This is a genomic window from Ectothiorhodospiraceae bacterium 2226, assembly GCA_013348725.1.
GTDB lineage: Bacteria > Pseudomonadota > Gammaproteobacteria.
Genome location: CP054689.1, coordinates 129169 through 146574 on the forward strand (window position 1 = coordinate 129169; position 17406 = coordinate 146574).

15 protein-coding genes are annotated in these 17406 nt (G+C 67.1%); 7 read left to right on the forward strand and 8 right to left on the reverse strand.

What is annotated here, in order from left to right:
- Positions 1-8: 8 nt before the first annotated feature.
- Together HUS23_00650 and rpsB are read right to left on the reverse strand one after the other, a co-directional pair.
- On the reverse strand, positions 9-887 hold the full coding sequence (locus HUS23_00650; protein QKT02441.1) for an elongation factor Ts: 879 nt from the start codon (positions 885-887) through the stop codon (positions 9-11).
- A 105-nt stretch (positions 888-992) separates the two neighbouring features.
- Positions 993-1826, reverse strand: a complete 834-nt coding sequence (gene rpsB / locus HUS23_00655; GenBank protein QKT02442.1) for a 30S ribosomal protein S2 — start codon at positions 1824-1826, stop codon at positions 993-995.
- 261 nt (positions 1827-2087) lie between these two features.
- Between rpsB and map the strand changes: the two genes are divergently transcribed.
- A complete protein-coding gene (gene map / locus HUS23_00660) occupies positions 2088-2855 on the forward strand; it encodes a type I methionyl aminopeptidase (GenBank protein ID QKT02443.1) in 768 nt (255 codons plus the stop codon).
- Entirely contained in the window at positions 2783-5572 is a 2790-nt protein-coding gene (gene glnD / locus HUS23_00665; protein ID QKT02444.1) for a [protein-PII] uridylyltransferase, read from the forward strand. The genes map and glnD overlap by 73 nt, the downstream gene beginning before the upstream one ends.
- Before the next feature lie 8 nt (positions 5573-5580).
- On the opposite strand, the gene HUS23_00670 is transcribed toward glnD, so the two are convergent.
- Together HUS23_00670 and HUS23_00675 are read right to left on the reverse strand one after the other, a co-directional pair.
- A complete protein-coding gene (locus HUS23_00670; protein QKT02445.1) occupies positions 5581-5952 on the reverse strand; it encodes a VOC family protein in 372 nt (123 codons plus the stop codon).
- Positions 5949-6824, reverse strand: coding sequence for a DMT family transporter (locus tag HUS23_00675; GenBank protein QKT02446.1), 876 nt, complete (start codon positions 6822-6824; stop codon positions 5949-5951). Before HUS23_00675 ends, HUS23_00670 begins: the two co-directional genes overlap by 4 nt.
- A gap of 68 nt (positions 6825-6892) precedes the next feature.
- On the opposite strand from HUS23_00675, the gene dapC reads away from it, so the two are divergent.
- The 4 genes from dapC (at position 6893) to dapE (ending at position 10519) form a co-directional block, all read left to right on the forward strand.
- Positions 6893-8089 carry a succinyldiaminopimelate transaminase gene (dapC, locus tag HUS23_00680; GenBank protein QKT02447.1) on the forward strand — a complete coding sequence of 399 codons (1197 nt, stop codon included), beginning with the start codon at positions 6893-6895 and terminating at the stop codon, positions 8087-8089.
- 90 nt (positions 8090-8179) lie between these two features.
- Positions 8180-9001, forward strand: coding sequence for a 2,3,4,5-tetrahydropyridine-2,6-dicarboxylate N-succinyltransferase (dapD, locus tag HUS23_00685; protein ID QKT02448.1), 822 nt, complete (start codon positions 8180-8182; stop codon positions 8999-9001).
- Positions 8994-9356 (forward strand): ArsC family reductase, encoded by a 363-nt coding sequence (locus HUS23_00690; protein ID QKT02449.1) that lies wholly within the window; start codon positions 8994-8996, stop codon positions 9354-9356. Before dapD ends, HUS23_00690 begins: the two co-directional genes overlap by 8 nt.
- 11 nt (positions 9357-9367) lie before the next feature.
- On the forward strand, positions 9368-10519 hold the full coding sequence (gene dapE / locus HUS23_00695) for a succinyl-diaminopimelate desuccinylase (protein QKT02450.1): 1152 nt from the start codon (positions 9368-9370) through the stop codon (positions 10517-10519).
- Between the two features lie 19 nt (positions 10520-10538).
- Here dapE and HUS23_00700 read toward each other — a convergent pair whose 3' ends face one another.
- Complete coding sequence (locus HUS23_00700) at positions 10539-10871, reverse strand: PilZ domain-containing protein (protein QKT02451.1); 333 nt, start codon at positions 10869-10871, stop codon at positions 10539-10541.
- 132 nt (positions 10872-11003) lie between these two features.
- On the reverse strand, positions 11004-12380 hold the full coding sequence (locus HUS23_00705; protein QKT02452.1) for an AAA family ATPase: 1377 nt from the start codon (positions 12378-12380) through the stop codon (positions 11004-11006).
- Between the two features lie 485 nt (positions 12381-12865).
- Here HUS23_00705 and HUS23_00710 point away from each other — a divergent pair, with 485 nt between their 5' ends.
- Positions 12866-14722 (forward strand): discoidin domain-containing protein, encoded by a 1857-nt coding sequence (locus tag HUS23_00710; protein QKT02453.1) that lies wholly within the window; start codon positions 12866-12868, stop codon positions 14720-14722.
- A gap of 105 nt (positions 14723-14827) precedes the next feature.
- Here HUS23_00710 and HUS23_00715 read toward each other — a convergent pair whose 3' ends face one another.
- Both HUS23_00715 and HUS23_00720 read right to left on the reverse strand, forming a co-directional pair.
- The gene (locus HUS23_00715; protein QKT02454.1) at positions 14828-16075 is read right to left on the reverse strand and encodes a glycosyltransferase family 4 protein; all 1248 of its coding nucleotides are present in this window, start codon (positions 16073-16075) and stop codon (positions 14828-14830) included.
- The gene (locus tag HUS23_00720; GenBank protein QKT02455.1) at positions 16059-17372 is read right to left on the reverse strand and encodes a nucleotide sugar dehydrogenase; all 1314 of its coding nucleotides are present in this window, start codon (positions 17370-17372) and stop codon (positions 16059-16061) included. The genes HUS23_00715 and HUS23_00720 overlap by 17 nt, the downstream gene beginning before the upstream one ends.
- Positions 17373-17406: the final 34 nt, after the last annotated feature.

Here is a 17406-nt window from a genome sequence, read left to right on the forward strand (position 1 = left end):
GCCACGGCTTAGTTTCCGCGCACCTGTGCCATCACTTCCTCGGCGAAGTTCTCGGCCTTCTTCTCGATGCCTTCGCCGACCTCCAGGCGAACGAAGCGCTTCACCGTCGCGCCGTTCTGCTGCAACAACTTGCCCACCGTCGTGTCGGGATCCTTCACGAAGGGCTGACCGAGCAAGGTGATCTCCTTCAGATACTTGGCGACGCGCCCCTGTACCATCTTCTCGATGATCTCGGCCGGCTTACCGCTCTCGGCGGCCTGCGCGGCGAAGATCTCCTTCTCCTTCTCCAACGTCTCGCTCGGGACTTCGTCCTCGTTCACGCATACCGGACGGCTCGCCGCCACATGCATCGCCACATCGCGGGCCAGGGCTTCGTCACCGCCTTCCATCTCCACCAGGACGCCGATCCGCGTACCGTGCAGATAGGCGCCGATCGCCTGGCCACCCTCGAAGCGCGCGAAGCGGCGCACCGTCATGTTCTCGCCCAGCTTGGCCACCAGCCCCTTCAGCGTGTCGGCCACCGTCTCGCCACCGGGCAGCGGCGTCGCCAGCAGCCCGTCGAGGTCCGCAGGCTTGGCCTCCAGGGCCTGCTGCGCCACGGCGCCGGCAAACTCCTGAAAGGCATCGCCCTTGGCGACGAAATCGGTCTCGCAGTTCACTTCAACCAGGGCGGCGGCACGCCCGTCGTCGCTGGAACGCAGCACCACCAGGCCCTCGGCGGCGGTGCGACCCGCCTTCTTATCGGCCTTGGCGAGACCCGCCTTGCGCATGGTCTCAATGGCTGCATCGATGTCGCCCCCGGTCTCGGTGAGCGCCTTCTTGCACTCCATCATGCCCGCGCCGGTACGCTCGCGCAGTTCCTTCACCTGTGCCGCAGTAATCGCCATAGTCTTCACCTCGTCCCTGCGCCGACCGCTGCCGCGATCCGCGCTTTCGATCCGTTACCTAGTAAAAGGGGGCGCTGCGCCCCCTTTGTGTGTCTGCCGCGGCGCTTACTCGGCGTCCGCTGCGCCCTCCGCCTGCTCCGCCTTGGCGGGCTGCTTGCGGGCGCGCTTCGGCGCCGCCTCGCCTTCGGCCTCGGGCTCGGCCGCCGCTTCATCCACTTCCACGAAGTCGTCACTCTTGCCGGTGCCGATGTTCGGGTTGGAGGCACGACCCTCGATGACCGCGTCGGCCGCGGCGCGCACATACAGCTGCACCGCGCGAATGGCGTCGTCGTTGCCCGGAATGACGTAGTCCACGCCGTCGGGCGTGTTGTTGGTGTCCACCACCGCCGCCACCGGGATGCCGAGCTTGACGGCCTCGCGGATCGCGATCTTCTCGTGACCCACGTCGATGATGAACAGCGCGTCGGGCAGGCGCCCCATGTCCTTGATGCCGCCCAGGCTACGCTCGAGCTTCTCCTGCTCGCGCCGCAACATGAGGGCTTCCTTCTTGCCCATGCGATCGAAGGTGCCGTCGGCGGCCATTCCCTCGAGCTCCTTCAGGCGCTTGATGGACTGCATCACCGTCTTGTAGTTGGTGAGCATGCCACCCAGCCAGCGATGGTTGACGAACGGCATACCGCAGCGCTCGGCCTCCTCGCGCACGACTGTCTGAGCCGCGCGCTTGGTGCCAACGAAGAGGATAGTCCCCTTCTTGGCGGCCAGCGAACTCAGGAAGTTCATCGTGTCGTTGAACCGCGAGAGGGTGTGCTCGAGGTTGATGATGTGGATCTTGTTACGGGCACCGAAGATGAACGGCGCCATCTTGGGATTCCAGAAGCGGGTCTGATGGCCGAAATGGACACCGGCCTCCAGCATTTGACGCATGGACACCTGAGGCATGATGCTCTCCTTGTATGGGGTTGGGCCTCCACGCATCCCGCGGGCCGACCCCCTGCTCATAAGTTGGCGGGGGCACCCCGGCACCGACGTTGCGGACGCGTGTGTGGATTAGGCGGATACTCCGCCGCCGAGGGCCGCATTTGCCGCCTCGGCGCGCGCTTTATACCATAGACCGCCGCTACCCGGCAACGCGCGGCTCGCGCGGCGAGCCGGGTATAATCCTCTGAATCGGCGCCCCGGGCGCCCCCTACGGAAGCTGGCATGAGCGTAACCATCAAGACCCCCGAGGAAATCGAACACATGCGCCTCGCGGGCCGCCTCGCGGCCGACGTGCTGCACATGATTCGGCCCCACGTCGTGCCCGGCGTCACCACCGGGGAACTGGATCGGATCTGCCACGAGTACATCGTCAACGAGCAGGACGCCATCCCGGCCCCGCTGAACTACCACGGCTTTCCCAAGTCGATCTGCACCTCGGTGAATCACCAGGTGTGCCACGGCATCCCCGGGGACCGCACGCTCAAGAACGGCGACATCGTGAACATCGACGTGACCGTCATCAAGAACGGCTTTCACGGCGATACCAGCAAGATGTTCATGGTGGGCGAGCCCTCCATCCTCGCGCAGCGTGTGTCCCGCATCGCCTACGAATGCATGCGCCTCGGCATCGAGATGGTGCGCCCGGGCGTACACCTCGGCGATATTGGCCACGCTATCCAGCACCATGCCGAGCGCCAAAACTGCTCCATCGTGCGCGAGTACTGCGGACACGGCATCGGGCGGCAGTTCCACGAGGACCCGCAGGTGCTGCACTATGGCACCCCCGGCACCGGCCTGGTGCTGGAGGAAGGCATGACCTTCACCATCGAGCCGATGGTCAATGCCGGCAAGCGCCAGGTGAAGCTGCTGCCGGACGGCTGGACGGTGGTCACCAAGGACAGGAGCCTGTCGGCCCAATGGGAACACACGATACTGGTGACGGCGGACGGCTTCGAGGTGCTGACGCGGCGCCCCGAGGACGACATCTGAACAACAGCGAACCGCTGTTCGACCTCCGCGCCTTCAGCGCGGAGCTGGGGCAACGCGCGGCCTCGGAACGGATCGGCCTGTTTCGCGAGGCCCTGCAGCGTGCCAACCGCCTCGCCTTCGAGCGCTTCCGTGGCGGCGTGCCGGCGACCGAACTGGTCCCGGCGCGCGCCGGGGTGGTGGATCAGCTACTCGCCCAGGCCTACGAACTCACGCTCCAGAACCTCACCGACCCGCCGGCGCTGGTTGCGGTGGGCGGCTACGGCCGCAGCGAACTGCACCCCGGCTCCGACATCGACCTGCTGATCCTGCTGCCCGAGTGCCCTGACGGCGAGGTGCGCCGCGCCGTGGAGCACTTCGTCACCTTCCTGTGGGACGTGGGCCTGGAGGTCGGCCATAGCGTGCGCACCGTGCAGGACTGCGTACAGGAGGCTGAACGCGACATCACCATCGCCACCAACCTCATGGAGGCGCGGCTGCTCGGGGGGCCCGCGGAGCTGTTCGCCCAGATGCGCGCCAGCATCGGCCCGGACCGCATCTGGCCAAGCAAGGCCTTCTTCGCCGCCAAGCTCGCCGAGCAGCAGGCCCGTCACCGCAAGTTCAACGACACAGCCTACAACCTCGAGCCGAACATCAAGGAGGGGCCCGGCGGCCTGCGTGACATCCAGATGGTCGGCTGGGTGGCCAAGCGCCACTTCGGCGCCCGCACGCTGCACGACCTGGTCGCACAAGGCTTTCTGACCGAGGCCGAGCACAGCGCGCTGATGGAAGGCCAGGCGTTTCTGTGGCAGATCCGCTTCGGGCTGCACATGCTCGCGGGGCGACGCGAGGACCGCCTGTTGTTCGATCACCAGCGCACGCTGGCGCAGCTGTTCGGCTACCGGGATGATGCGGCGCGACTGGCGGTGGAGCACTTCATGAAGCGCTACTACCGGACCATCGGCCAGCTCTCGCGCCTCAACGAGTTACTGCTCCAGCTGTTCCGCGAGGAGATCTTGTACGCGGATGCCCCCGGCAACCCGGTGCCGATCAACAACCGCTTCCAGTCACGGCGCGGGTTTCTGGAGGCCCGCGACGAGCGCATCTTCCGGCGCTACCCCTTTGCCCTGCTGGAGGTCTTCCTGCTGATGGCGCAGCACCCGGAACTGCAGGGCGTGCGTGCCAACACGATCCGCCTGATGCGCGACCACCGTCACTTGATCGACGAGCGTTTTCGCAACGACCTGCGCTGTCGCAGCCTGTTCATGGAGATCATCCGCCAGCCGCACGGCGTCACCCACGAGCTGCGGCGCATGCACCGCTATGGGATCCTGGCCGCCTACCTGCCCACCTTCGGGCGCATCGTCGGCCAGATGCAGCACGACCTGTTCCACGTCTACACCGTCGACGAGCACACCCTGTTCGTGATCCGCAACCTGCGCCGCCTCACCGTGCCGGAGCACCGCCACGAATTCCCGCGCCTGTCGGCCATCATGCTGCGCATCCCCAAGCCCGAACTGCTCTACCTCGCGGCCTTGTTTCACGACATCGCCAAGGGACGCGGGGGCGACCATTCCACCTTGGGCGCCGTGGATGCCGAGGCCTTCTGCACCGATCACGGCCTGTCGCTGTACGACACCCGTCTGGTCGTGTGGCTGGTGCGCAACCACTTGGTGCTGTCCAGCACCGCGCAGCGCAAGGACATCCGCGATCCGGACGTCATCAACGGCTTCGCCGCCCAGATGGGCGACCAGACCCACCTGGACTATTTGTACCTATTGACTGTGGCGGACATCCGCGCCACCAGCCCGAGCCTGTGGAACGCCTGGAAGGACGCGCTGCTGCTGGAGCTGTACGAGGCCACCAAGCGCGCGCTGCGCCGCGGGCTGGAGAATCCCCTTGCGCAGTCCGAAGCGATTCGCGAAACGCGGGCCGAGGCGCGCGCCCAACTCGAGCGCGACGAGGTGGATCTTGCGCGCGTCGACCAGCTGTGGACGCGGCTCGAGGACGAGTACTTTCTGCGCTACGCGGTGGATGAAGTCGTGTGGCACGCGCACGGCATTCTGGCGCCGGGCATGCACCTGCCGCTGGTGCTGATCCGCCGCGAGTCGCAGCGCGGCGGAACGGAGATATTCATCTACACCCGGGCGCACGATCACCTGTTCGCACTCACCACGGCGGTGCTCGAACGCATGGGGCTGACCGTCGTGGACGCGCGCATCATGCCCTCGCGCGACGGCTACACGCTGGACACCTTCATCGTGCTCGAAGAGAGCGGTGCGCCCATCAACAACGTCTATCGCCTGCACGAGATCACCCGCAATCTCGAAGACGCGCTGAGCCATCCCGCCGCCCGGCGTCCGGCGCGGATCGATCGGCGCGTCTCCCGGCAGCTCAAACACTTCCCCACGCCGACCGAGGTGCACTTTCGCCAGGATGCGCGCGGCCAGTACACGGTCATGGAGGTGATCACCTCCGACCGCCCCGGTCTGCTGGCGCACATTGCGCGCGCCCTGCTCGCCTGCGGCGTGCGCCTGCAGAACGCAAAAATCGCTACCTTCGGTGAGCGGGCGGAGGATATCTTTTTCATCACCGACCGGGACAACCGACCGCTGCTGCAGGAGACCACCCTCGGCGCACTGCGCGAGACGGTCCGCCAGGCGCTCGATGGCAGCGAATCCCCAGTGCCCACCTTCCCAGCCACGGCCCCCGCCCCCACCACGCCGGAAGGGCGCGCCTGAGCCCGCGGTCAGCGCCCAACGAACTCCAGGCCGTTGCCGTCGGGGTCGCGGCAGAACACCGCCGCACGTCCCGAACGACTGCGCGTGAACGCGACGCCCGCGCCTTCGAGGGCGCGCACCACGGCCTCCACGTCCTGGACCTGCAACGCAACGTGCCGGTCGCGCCCGACATGCGCGGGGCGCCCAGCCACTGGATCGGGGTTCGGCAACTCCAGCAAATGGAGTTGCTGCGACCCCACCCGCAGCCACGCCCCGGGAAAGCCGAGGTCGGGGCGGGCCGGGTCGACCGCCAGCCCCAACACATCCCGATAGAACGCCAGGCTGCGCGCGGTATCCTGCACCAGCAGACTGGCATGCAGCAGGCTTTCAATCTGGATCATGGTTGCTTCTCCGTACGCCGAGTGCCAACGAGATAGGCGGCCAGGGCGATGAGTGCCCCGCCGACCCACTCGCGCAGCAACACCACTTCGTCGGTGAGGACATGCGCCGACACCGCGCCCACCACGAGTTGCGATAGCAGAATCACCGCGGACAGGTGCACCGGCATGCGCGAGACGCCGTACTGCACCGCAACCGTCATCGCCACCATGACCACTGCCCCGAACACGAAACCGACCAGCACCGCGTAACCCAGCGGGGGTGCGGCGGCAGGCTCCGCCCCGACCGCCAGCAGCACCAGCGCAAAGGCCACCGCGCCCAGCCAGGCGACCGGCGCCTTTACCCGAATCGGCACCGACACCAGCCGGCGCACCGCGGTATTGGTGATGGCGAACGCCATCCCGGCGGACAGGGCCAGCCAGTCCGCGCGCGTCTGCGGCCAGGGCATGCCCGCCTGCGGCGACCACAGCATCACCGCGGCCCCTATAAGCGCAATCGCCAGCGCCAGCAGAAATGCGCGCGTGATGCGCTCGCCGAGAAAGGCCCACCCGAACAGCGTCGCCCAGGCCGGTGCCAGATAGAACAGCAACATCACCCGCAGCACGTTGCCGTCCAGCATGGCGAGGATGAACATGGTGTTGGTCCACCCGCTGCCGAGGGCCACCACCGCGAGCAGGCCGGGGTAGCCGCGCAGATGCGACGCCTGCCCCCGCAGCATCGGCAAGGCGACCACCAGGGTGCCGCCGTAGATCACCAAGGCGGCCCACAAGCCGGGCACGCCGTGCGCCTCCAGCCAGCGCAACGGGTACCAGAACAGGCCCCACAACAGAGCGGCGAGCAGCAGGCTGAAGACGGACAGTCGGTGGGCGGCCATGGCTATCTACTCTATACTACGCCGCTTTTCCAAGCGGCCCATGCGCCGCACCGTCCGGCGCGATGCCCATGAATCCCGATATCGACAAGCTGCACCCCTATCCTTTCGAGCGCCTTGCCGCCCTCAAGGCCGGCGTGACGCCGCCGGCGGAGCTCGCGCACATTGCGCTGTCGATCGGGGAACCTCAGCATCCGGCGCCGGCCTTCGTGCGCGAGGCGCTGACGCAGGCCTTTCCGGACCTGGCGAAGTATCCCACCACCGCGGGCGGCGGTGCGCTGCGCTCGGCGATCGCCGCGTGGCTTACCCGGCGCTTCCGCCTGCCGGCCGAGAGCATCGACCCGCAGCGCCACGTCCTGCCGGTGGCCGGCACGCGCGAGGCCCTGTTCGCGTTCGCGCAGGCGGTGGTGGACCGCCGCCGGGATCCCCTGGTGCTGATGCCGAACCCCTTCTACCAGATCTACGAGGGGGCGGCGCTGCTCGCCGGGGCCGAACCTTATTACCTCAACACCCCTGCCGCGAGCGGCTTTAGGCCCGATTTCTCCGCCGTGCCGGATGAGGTCTGGGCGCGTTGCCAACTGCTCTATGTATGCTCGCCGGGCAATCCCGCCGGTGCGGTGATGGGCGTGGAGGACTACGCGCAGCTGCTGGCGCTCGCCGACGCGCACGACTTCGTGATCGCGGCCGACGAGTGCTACAGCGAGCTATACCCCGACGAGGCCACCCCGCCCACCGGTCTGCTGGAGGCGGCCGCCGCCCTCGGACGGACGGATTACCGCCGCTGCGTGGTGTTCCACAGCCTCTCCAAGCGCTCCAATCTGCCGGGGCTGCGCTCCGGTTTCGTGGCCGGCGATGCCGAGGTGCTGCGGCGCTTCCTGCGCTACCGCACCTACCACGGCTGCGCACTGCCGCTGCCGACGCAGGCGGCCAGCACCGCGGCCTGGTCGGATGAGCAGCACGTGGTCGAGAACCGCGCGCGCTACCGGGAGAAGTTCGACGCGGTGCTGGAGATCCTGCGCCCGGTCCTGGAGGTCGAGGCGCCGCAGGGCGGCTTCTATCTGTGGCCGCGCACCCCGGTGAACGACGAGCGTTTCGCGCGCGAGCTCTACGCCCAGGCGAACGTCACGGTGCTGCCCGGCCGTTACCTCTCGCGCCCGGCCCACGGCGCCGATCCGGGTGCCGAGCACGTGCGCATGGCCCTGGTGGCGCCGCTGGACGAGTGCATCGAGGCGGCGCGGCGCATCCGCCGCTTTGTCGAAGGCTTGTAACGGGCGCGCCGCTGGTTTGGTCGCCCGCCGCCGCGCATGCGACAATGCGCGCTTTTCCATACGTCAGCTCACGCGCTACGGGGATGTACCATGAACGACATGCAAAAGGTCATCGAACAGGCTTTCGAGGACCGCGCCGACATCACGCCACGCAGTGTGCCCACGCTGGTCAAGGAAGCCGTCGAGGAGGCTATCGCGCTACTCGACAGCGGCCGCGCGCGCGTGGCGGAGCCCGGCCCGGACGGCTGGGTGGTCAATCAGTGGCTGAAGAAGGCCGTGCTGCTGTCCTTCCGGATCCAGGACAACAGCTTCATGAAGGGCGGCTACACCAACTACTTCGACAAGGTGCCGTCCAAGTACGCGGACTACAACGCCCGCGAGTTTCGCGACAGCGGCGTGCGCGTGGTGCCGCCCGCCTCCGTGCGCCGCGGCGCGCACATCGCCGCCGGCGTGGTGCTGATGCCCTCGTACGTGAACATCGGCGCCTATGTCGACAGCGGCACCATGGTCGACACCTGGGCCACGGTCGGCTCCTGCGCCCAGATCGGCAAAAACGTGCACCTGTCGGGCGGCGTGGGCATCGGCGGCGTGCTGGAGCCGCTGCAGGCCAACCCCACCATCATCGAGGACGACTGCTTCATCGGCGCGCGTTCCGAGGTGGTCGAGGGCGTGATCGTGGAGCGTGGCTCGGTCATCTCGATGGGCGTGTACATCGGCCAGAGCACCCGCATCTACAACCGCATGACCGGCGAGATCACCTACGGGCGCATCCCTGCCGGCTCGGTGGTGGTGTCGGGCAACCTGCCCAGCAAGGACGGCAGCTACAGCCTGTACTGCGCCGTGATCGTCAAGCAGGTGGACGACAAGACCCGCTCCAAGGTCGGCATCAACGAACTGCTGCGCGATGTCTGACCCGGCGGTCCTGTTCGGCATCCGCAGCTGCGATACCGTGCGCAAGGCGCGCCGCTGGCTCGACCAGCGGGGCGTCGCCTATCGCTATCACGACCTGCGCGATGACGGTGTGGAACCTGCCGACTTGACCGCTTGGTGTGAAGCCCTGGGCTGGGAGGCGTTGCTCAACCGCCGCAGCACCACCTGGCGCGGCCTGACCGACACCCAGCGCGCGGCGGCGGGGGACGCCGAGGGAGCCTGTGCCCTGCTCCGCACTCATCCCACGCTCCTGCGCCGGCCGCTGCTGGCGGTCGACGGACGCTACTGGGCGGGGTTCGACGAGGCCGCCTACCGCAGTCTGCTGGGCCAGAGTTGAAGGAACATCCGATGTGCAACAGCGACGCCGAATCGGCCACCCTGGCCCTTGCCAAGGAATTGATCTCCCGCGCCTCCGTCACGCCGGAGGACGCCGGCTGCCAGCGCCTGATCGCCGAGCGGCTCGCGCCGCTGGGCTTCGTGGCCGAGCACCTGCGCTTTGGTGAGGTGGACAATCTGTGGCTGCGTCGGGGCACCGAGGGGCCGCTGTTCGTGTTCGCCGGCCACACCGATGTGGTGCCCGCCGGACCGCTGGAGCTATGGGACTCCCCGCCCTTCGAGCCCACGCTGCGCGATGGGATGCTCTACGGCCGGGGCGCGGCCGACATGAAGGGCTCGCTGGCGGCCATGGTGACCGCCTGCGAGCAGTTCCTGCGCGCCGATAGCACCCCGCGCGGCTCCATCGCCCTCCTGCTCACCTCGGACGAGGAAGGTCCGTCGATCAACGGGACGGTGAAAGTGGTCGAGTGGCTGCAGGCGCGCGGCACCGCCATCGACTGGTGCGTCGTCGGCGAACCCTCGAGCAGCCGGCGCTTGGCCGATACCGTCAAACACGGCCGACGCGGCTCGTTGAGCGGCACCCTCACCGTGCACGGCACGCAGGGTCACGTGGCCTATCCCGAGCTGGCCGAGAACCCCATCCATTGCCTGGCACCCGCGCTCGCCGAACTCTGCGCCCGGCGGTGGGACGAAGGCACCGCCGACTTCCCGCCCACGACCTTCCAGGTGTCGAACATCCAGGCCGGGACCGGTGCCACCAACGTGATCCCGGGCAGCCTGCAGGCGCAGTTCAATTTCCGCCACTCCACCGCCACCACGCAGGAGCAGCTGCGCATCGAGGTCGAGCAGGTGCTGCAGCGCCATGGCCTGCGCTACACGCTGCAGTGGACGAGTTCCGGGCAGCCGTTTCTCACCCGCACGGGCGAGTTGTTGGACGCGGTGCGGGCCGCCGCCGAAGAGGTGGTGGGTATCGTGCCGCAGGCCTCGACCGCCGGTGGCACCTCCGACGGCCGCTTCATCGCGCCGACGGGCGCGCAGGTGGTCGAGCTCGGCCCGGTCAACGCCAGTATCCACAAGGTGAACGAGTGTGTAGCGGCGACCGACCTGGACGACCTGGCGCGCATCTATCAGGGCGTTCTCGCCCGGCTGGTCGGTTCCGCCTGATTTACAGGAATCCTGCGCTTTAGCGGATGTCCTCCTGGGCCTGCCCTTGCAGGTAGATGTATTCCTCGATGGCCTGAAAAGCGGCCCGATCGAAGGTGCGAAACATCAAGCCGGTCGCTTCCTCGGTGCGATGTACGACCACCGCCGGAAGCCGGTGACGACGCCTACGCCCCTTGTGCATCAACTCGAACTCGACATCGACGGGGGCGTGCTCGGGGAGCTCGATACCGGCATCAACGCACATGCCCTCGAGCCCGATGTTGCGCGACCGGCTGCGCGCGATGGGCATTCCCCGGTGATACAGCAAAACATCGAGCTTGAGCGCCTTGCGCTTGCTCCAACGGTGCTCCATCTTGCCTCCTTGCAATAGACGCGCGCCTCCTGCGCGCGAGCGGTCGACACCGCCTCGGCGAGTGTACCGTCTCGGTCGCGGCGGGCCAAGCGGCCGCGGGGTGCGCGAGCAGAAGCGCCTGCAAGTAAAGGCTTAACCGAACGGAATCCAACCGCCGTAAACGGCGGCGCCGGTAGCGATGACCACCGCCGACAACAGTCCGACGGTGAACCAGCCGATGCCCGTTCGGCGGTGCTCGACCACGGGCACGGGGCGCTCGTAGGCGATGTCAGGCCACGCGGGCATCTCAGGATGCGGTCCGGGGTGCTCTTCGGCTGCGGCCGGTCGCCGTTGCTCGCGACTGGGTCGCAGCGACTCGATGTCGCCGCCGGCCTTGGGCGCCGGCCTGGCCTTGGGCGCGACGCGCTCGATCTTCTCCAGCTGCGCCGCCAAGCGTTCGATCTCGGCGAGATCCTCGTCCATCGATTTGCGCGGCTCCGGCATCGGCGGAACCTCAACCGGCCGTACCGCAGGCGCCGACGACGCCGGCGCCGGCGCGCGCTGCGATGACCGAGGCGGGGGCATCCGGTTCGCCTGCCGGTCCGCCGCGTGCCGGGCACCCTGCGTCCGAACACTCGCGCGAGGCGATGGGGACGCCATACCTGTGGCAGCATCCTCTTCAGCGTAAAGCAGGGGCGCGACGCCGCCGCCTATGCCGGCCACCGCGCGCGCCGCCGGCGTGCGCTTGCCGTGACTACGGTCGTACATGCGCGCAACGTCGTCTGCGTTCAAGCGGTGGCGCCCCTCGAGGCTCGCCCAGGTCAGCAGGCGGTCGCACAGGCTATTGATCTGCCTGGGCAGACCTTCGGTCCGTTGTGCAATCTCCTCGAACAGTTCCGGCTCGAGTTGCGGGTCGCCCGCCCACCCCGCCGAACGGAGGCGGTACTGCACATACGAGCGCACACCCTCCGTGTCGAGCGGCTCGAGGCGCCGTTCGACCAGGCCGCTGCCTGCCAGCGCTCCGGCCCGCGCCCGCGACTCGTTCGCCCCGAACAGGACACAGGTGAGCGGCACCCGCGTCCCGCGGCGCAGGGCCGCGATACGTCCCAACTCATCCCACGCCAACGGCGGAAGCTCCTGAACATCGTCTATCAGCAGAAAGAGACGGCCGCCGCCTTGGGCCCTAGATTCAAGAAAGGTCTCGAACTCCTGCCACAGCTGCTCAGGTGCGCCGCGCGGCATCAACCCGAACAGTGGCGCGACCGCCCGAATCAAGGAATCGGCGGCGCTCGGCGTCTCCAGGGTGCGCGCCACGACCGGCGCATCCTCGGCTTCGGCAAGCAACTGCTGCGCCAGGGCCGTCTTGCCCACGCCCTTTGCGCCGGTGACCAATGCGACCGCCGCGCCGCCCGGAAGCCCCCGCTCCAGCCATGCCAGCACCTCCTCTCGCGCGTCGTTGCGGAAGAAGACCCCGGGTTCGGGCACCGCCAGAAAAGGGGAACCCCTTAATTTGTAATAGGACTCGTACACCGCCAGCCACTCCTTGTGCTTGGCACAGGACGCCCCCGGCGCCCTGATTCACCCTTGAAAATAGCATAGGGCACCACGCCCGCCATGCAGCGCGACAACGTCGGTGGGAACCCGAATTGGGATACGAGGCACATCGTCGCCCGCATCCCTTCGGGAATAATCCGGCTCGACGATTCACGAACACCAACAACGAGACCAACAAGACAGGGGGGGCACACCTCACCTCATGCAGCGCGCCGGAGGGGATTCCGGCCAGCTGTGACGGACGCCCGCACCGTAGAGGGAACGACGGGCGCCGTCCTGCCGCGTGCACATCTGCACGCATCAACAACGTAAGGCTAGTCGAGCATCGGTCTCGAGGCGGGGACGTGCCGCGCGCTGTTACGCGCTGACACGAAGACCTCAACCGGATGCCGGGCGACGGAGTGCCACACATCAGCAGGGACGCTGTGAAGAACTCATTCCAATGAACAGCGGAGCCCAATATGCCAAGTACGCTCACTTTTGCCCGGCGCGTTCTGCCGCCGCTGGCCCTGATGACGCTCGCCGCCTGCGGCGGCGGTGACGGCCCTTTGAACAGCTCGCCGCCCACCGTGACCTCGCAGGCGATCACCTTACAAGGCACCGTCAGCGACGGTCCGGTCATCGAGGCGAACATCGTCGCGCGAGACGCCGCCGGCCGGAGCATCGGCAGCACCACGAGCGATGCCAACGCCCGCTACACCATTCGAATTCCCGAAGGCACGCCTCTCCCTGTGACCCTTGTCGCCAGCGGCGGTACCGACATCGTCAGCGCGGACGCACCGGCCTTCACCCTCAAGAGCGCGAGTTTCGCGACCAGCTCGGCCACCGCGAACATCAACGCCTACTCGACGATCGCGGTGCGCACCGCGCGCAAAATGGACGGCGGCCTGAACGCCGCCAACATGGAGCGCGCGATCGGTCACGTGGTGCGCCAGTTCAACTTCGGGCTGGACACCTTCGCCATGCCCGATCCGATCACCACGCCCGTTACGGGCAATAACGTCGCTACCGCCGTGCGCGCCAATGAAGCCCTCGCGCAGGCGATCAAGCGCACCCAGGCGGCGCTACAGCAGGGTGCTGACCTTACCGCCGCCCAGATGTCGCACGACGACCTGCTCGAGGCCCTGGCGGCCGACATGGTGGACGGTGTGTTGGACGGCAACGGCGCCAGCGGCGCGAACCCGCGCAGCGCGGCCGTCGCAAACCTCGCCTCCGCTGCCGTACTGATCGAAGCCTTGCACGACAACCTGCACGTCAACGGTCAGAACGCGAACGCCGCCCTCGACGCGGCGATCAGCCTGCTGCTCCCGGATAACGATGAGCGCATCGCGCATTCCCCGCCCTCGCCGTTGATGGTCGACCAGGCGGTGACCGTCCTCACCGCCGTGCGCGAGGCTACCAGCGCGCCCGGTATCGACGAGGCCCTGGCCGCGGTGCGCGCTCTCGATGTCGAATCAGCCGAGGAACTGCGCTCCGTGCTTTCCGCCGATCTCGGCGTCGAGCTCGAACAGACCACGATGAGCATCGCCGTCAGCGAGGACGCCGAACTGATCGACCGCATCAACGCCAGCGTGCGCGAAGCTGTGGTGGTGTACGAACCCGCCCCGGGCGCTACCCCCGCCTGCGCCGCAGTCGAGCAAATCCCCGCGGTGGCCGTGCGCGCGTCGGCCGAGCAGGTAGGCAACTACGCCGCGCATGTCATTGACGGCAACCCGGAGACGCGGTGGGCCGGCGGTGGCGAGCCGATGCCGCACTGGATCACGCTGGATCTGGGTGGTGTCCACATGGTGAACCGCACCCGCTTGTCGTTCTTCAACCACGACAACGGCCGCGTCTACCGCTACAGCGTGCATGGTTCGCTGGACGGCGAAACTTGGCTGCCGGTGTTCCAGAATCGCGAATCACAGCCCGCTCGATGGACGGAGGCCGATTTCGCCGGCATCAACGCCCGCTACGTCCGGGTGACCCTCGAGTCGGCAAACGATAGCGACGCGGCCAGCATGTGGGCCGCCGAGGTCCACGGGCGCCCTGCCGGCATGGCGTGCGCAGTACCGACCGTACGGGTACGCTGGAGCGCCAATGGTGACGACGTGAACGGCTACCGCGTATTCGCGGGTCCGAGCCCGTCCAACACGGAACAGCTGCTCTCGGACCTTCCCGTGTCCAGTGGCGCAATCGATCCGGATCAGCCGGCATTCCAGTACCGTCCGTGGGAAGACCTCGGTATCCGTTCCGGCGAGAACATCTGCTTTCGCCTGCGCGCCTACAATGATCACGGGCAGTCCGGTTGGTCGGATGCGAGGTGTGCCGGCATCTGACGGACCCGTGATTCCGGTCTAGGGTCAGCTCGACCGGTGACGCCCGGCCTCATGGCCGGGCGTCTCTTTGTGACTCATCCGGCGCGCCGATCACCATGCATCGGCTCAAGCGCCTCGCACCTGACCGCGCTCGCGCACCCGCGCCTTCGCGCCACGTCCGCCGAGTGCCACATCGTACGCCTGCAACAGTTTCGGGGCCTCATACTCCCAGGCGAGGTCATTCTCCACGCGCGCCCGCCCGAAACGCCCCATCTCGTCGCGCCGCGCCGGATCGTCGATCAGCTCCACAATCTTGCGTGCCATGTCTTGCGCATCGTTCGGCTTTGCATAGAGCGAGGCGGCCTGCGCAGAATAACGACCCTCGGTGAGATCGAACTGCACAATCGGTTTGCCGAGCGCCATGTACTCCATGATCTTGTTCATGGTGCTCTTGTCGTTCATCGCGTTGGCGACATCGGGGTTCACGCACACATCGGCCGTGTTCAGCACCTCGAGTAACTCCGCGTCCGGTGCGCGCCCTGTGAACGTGACGTAGTCGGCCACGTGCAGAGCCTGCGCGTACTCCTGCATCTCCTCCAGCGAGGTTCCGCCGCCGACCAGCTTGAAATGGATGTCGGTACGGCCGAGGTCGTAAACGATGTGACGCACTGAGCGCAAAAGGTAGTCGATGCCTTCCTGACGCCCCATCACGCCGACGTAACCGACCAGATGCTTTCGACCGTGGCGGTGCGCCGCCACCGGTGGCTGCAGCCGCAGGCGCGAAAGGTCCGGCCCGCTGCGCACCACGAACACGCGCTCGGGCGCCATCCCTCCGCGCTCGAGCGCGATGCGCCGGTAGGACTCGTTGGTGGCCAGCGACACGTCCGCGGTGCGGAAGGTTCGCCGCTCTAACCACAGCAGCAGACGATAGAAGAAGTCGCGCCGGCCGAACTTCGCCTCGTAGAGTTCCGGATTGATGTCGTGGTGGTCGAAGATGAACCGTCGCCGGAAGAGCTTGAATACGCGCCCAATCAAGAAAATCGTGTCGGGGGGATTGCACGCGTGGATGACATCAAAGCCCCGCGTGAAGAACACCTTGCATGCGAGATAGAACTGCGCCGCCAAGGCCCAGCCGTACTCCACCGCATACCCCAGCGCACCCTCCGCCTCCATCGGGAGGCGGTGGCGGTAGATGTGGATGTCGTCGATGACTTCGTAGCGGGCGTCGTATCCTTTCCCGATAGGGCAAATGACTGCCACTTGGTAACCGGCGTCACGCAGCGTGCGGGCCTCCTGCCATACCCGTCGGTCGAACGGGACCGGCAGATTCTCGACGATGATGAGGACGCGACGCCCGTTACCAGCCGATGCCATCGTAACGCCCTCCATCGCTGCGTACGGCGCCGATGCGCACCAGATCGACCAGGACCTGATCCCGGCGCAGGCGTTTGGCAACCTCCCAGAACTCCGGGTCGCCATTGCCCACGACCAGCGTCTCGCCGTGCTCCAGCACGTCATCCACCCGCGTAGCCATCAGACGCGCGATGTGCGGGATGCGGTTCAGGATATAGTCGCGATTGGCGCCGACCAGGCGCGCGAGATTCACGTTGCGGTCATACAGCTTGAGGTCGAACCCCTTGCCGATGAGCCGTTCGATCACCTCCACCATCGGGCTCTCGCGCAGGTCGTCGGTACCGGCCTTGAAGCTGAAACCGAGGATGCCGATGCGCTGATGCCCCTTATCCATGATCATCCGCAACCCGCGCTCGATTTGGCGCTCGTTGCTCGGCAGGATGGCGTTCAGCACCGGCAGGTCGAGGTCCATGCTACGCGCCTTGTACGTCAGCGCACGTACATCCTTCGGCAGGCACGACCCGCCGAAGGCAAAACCGGGCTTGAGGTAATACGGCGAGAGGTTCAGCTGGGTGTCCTTGCAGAACACCTCCATTACCTTGTGGCCGTCCACGCCCAGGCCCTTGCAGATGTTGCCGATCTCGTTGGCGAAGCAGACCTTGAGCGCGTGCCAGGTGTTGTCCGCGTACTTAACCATCTCCGCGGTGTCGATATCGGTGCGAATGACCGGCGCCTCGATCCCCTCGTAGAGCTTGAGCAACTGGTCGCCGCTGCGCCCGTCGGACTCCCCTAACACCGTCTTGGGCGGGTTGTAGAAATCGCTCACCGCGGTACCTTCACGCAGGAACTCGGGATTGTTGCAAACCCCGAAGCCCTCGCCCGCCCGCTTGCCGGAGAACTCCTCCAGGGTCGGGATCACCACGCTGCGCATCGAGCCCGGCAACATGGTGCTGCGCGCCACCACGACGTGGAAGTCGGACTTGTCGCGCACGACGCTGCCTATTTCTTCGCAGACGCGGCGCACGTACTTCAGATCCAGGCTGCCGTTCATCTGGCTCGGTGTACCCACGCAGATCAGCGAGATGTCGCTGCCCTCCACCGCCGCGCGCACGTCCGGGGTGGCGCTGAGGCGCTCCGCACGGACCCCGTCGCGGATCAGGTCGCCGAGGCCATCCTCGATGATCGGCGAGCGTCCCTCGTTGATGAGCTCGACCTTGGTCTCATTGGGATCCACGCCGATCACGGTGTGGCCCTGGCGCGCCAGGCATCCGGCCGACACCGCGCCGACATAACCGAGCCCGAAGATACTGACTTTCATTTCACCTCTCCCTGGGCCGAGACGCAGCGCGCCA

Excerpts from the sequence above, each read along its gene's own strand:
- HUS23_00650 (QKT02441.1), bottom strand. The coding sequence starts at position 887 with ATGGCGATTACTGCGGCACAGGTGAAGGAACTGCGCGAGCGTACCGGC.
- rpsB (QKT02442.1), bottom strand. The coding sequence starts at position 1,826 with ATGCCTCAGGTGTCCATGCGTCAAATGCTGGAGGCCGGTGTCCATTTC.
- map (QKT02443.1), top strand. The coding sequence starts at position 2,088 with ATGAGCGTAACCATCAAGACCCCCGAGGAAATCGAACACATGCGCCTC.
- glnD (QKT02444.1), top strand. The coding sequence starts at position 2,783 with ATGGGAACACACGATACTGGTGACGGCGGACGGCTTCGAGGTGCTGAC.
- HUS23_00670 (QKT02445.1), bottom strand. The coding sequence starts at position 5,952 with ATGATCCAGATTGAAAGCCTGCTGCATGCCAGTCTGCTGGTGCAGGAT.
- HUS23_00675 (QKT02446.1), bottom strand. The coding sequence starts at position 6,824 with ATGGCCGCCCACCGACTGTCCGTCTTCAGCCTGCTGCTCGCCGCTCTG.
- dapC (QKT02447.1), top strand. The coding sequence starts at position 6,893 with ATGAATCCCGATATCGACAAGCTGCACCCCTATCCTTTCGAGCGCCTT.
- dapD (QKT02448.1), top strand. The coding sequence starts at position 8,180 with ATGAACGACATGCAAAAGGTCATCGAACAGGCTTTCGAGGACCGCGCC.
- HUS23_00690 (QKT02449.1), top strand. The coding sequence starts at position 8,994 with ATGTCTGACCCGGCGGTCCTGTTCGGCATCCGCAGCTGCGATACCGTG.
- dapE (QKT02450.1), top strand. The coding sequence starts at position 9,368 with ATGTGCAACAGCGACGCCGAATCGGCCACCCTGGCCCTTGCCAAGGAA.
- HUS23_00700 (QKT02451.1), bottom strand. The coding sequence starts at position 10,871 with ATGGAGCACCGTTGGAGCAAGCGCAAGGCGCTCAAGCTCGATGTTTTG.
- HUS23_00710 (QKT02453.1), top strand. The coding sequence starts at position 12,866 with ATGCCAAGTACGCTCACTTTTGCCCGGCGCGTTCTGCCGCCGCTGGCC.
- HUS23_00715 (QKT02454.1), bottom strand. The coding sequence starts at position 16,075 with ATGGCATCGGCTGGTAACGGGCGTCGCGTCCTCATCATCGTCGAGAAT.
- HUS23_00720 (QKT02455.1), bottom strand. The coding sequence starts at position 17,372 with ATGAAAGTCAGTATCTTCGGGCTCGGTTATGTCGGCGCGGTGTCGGCC.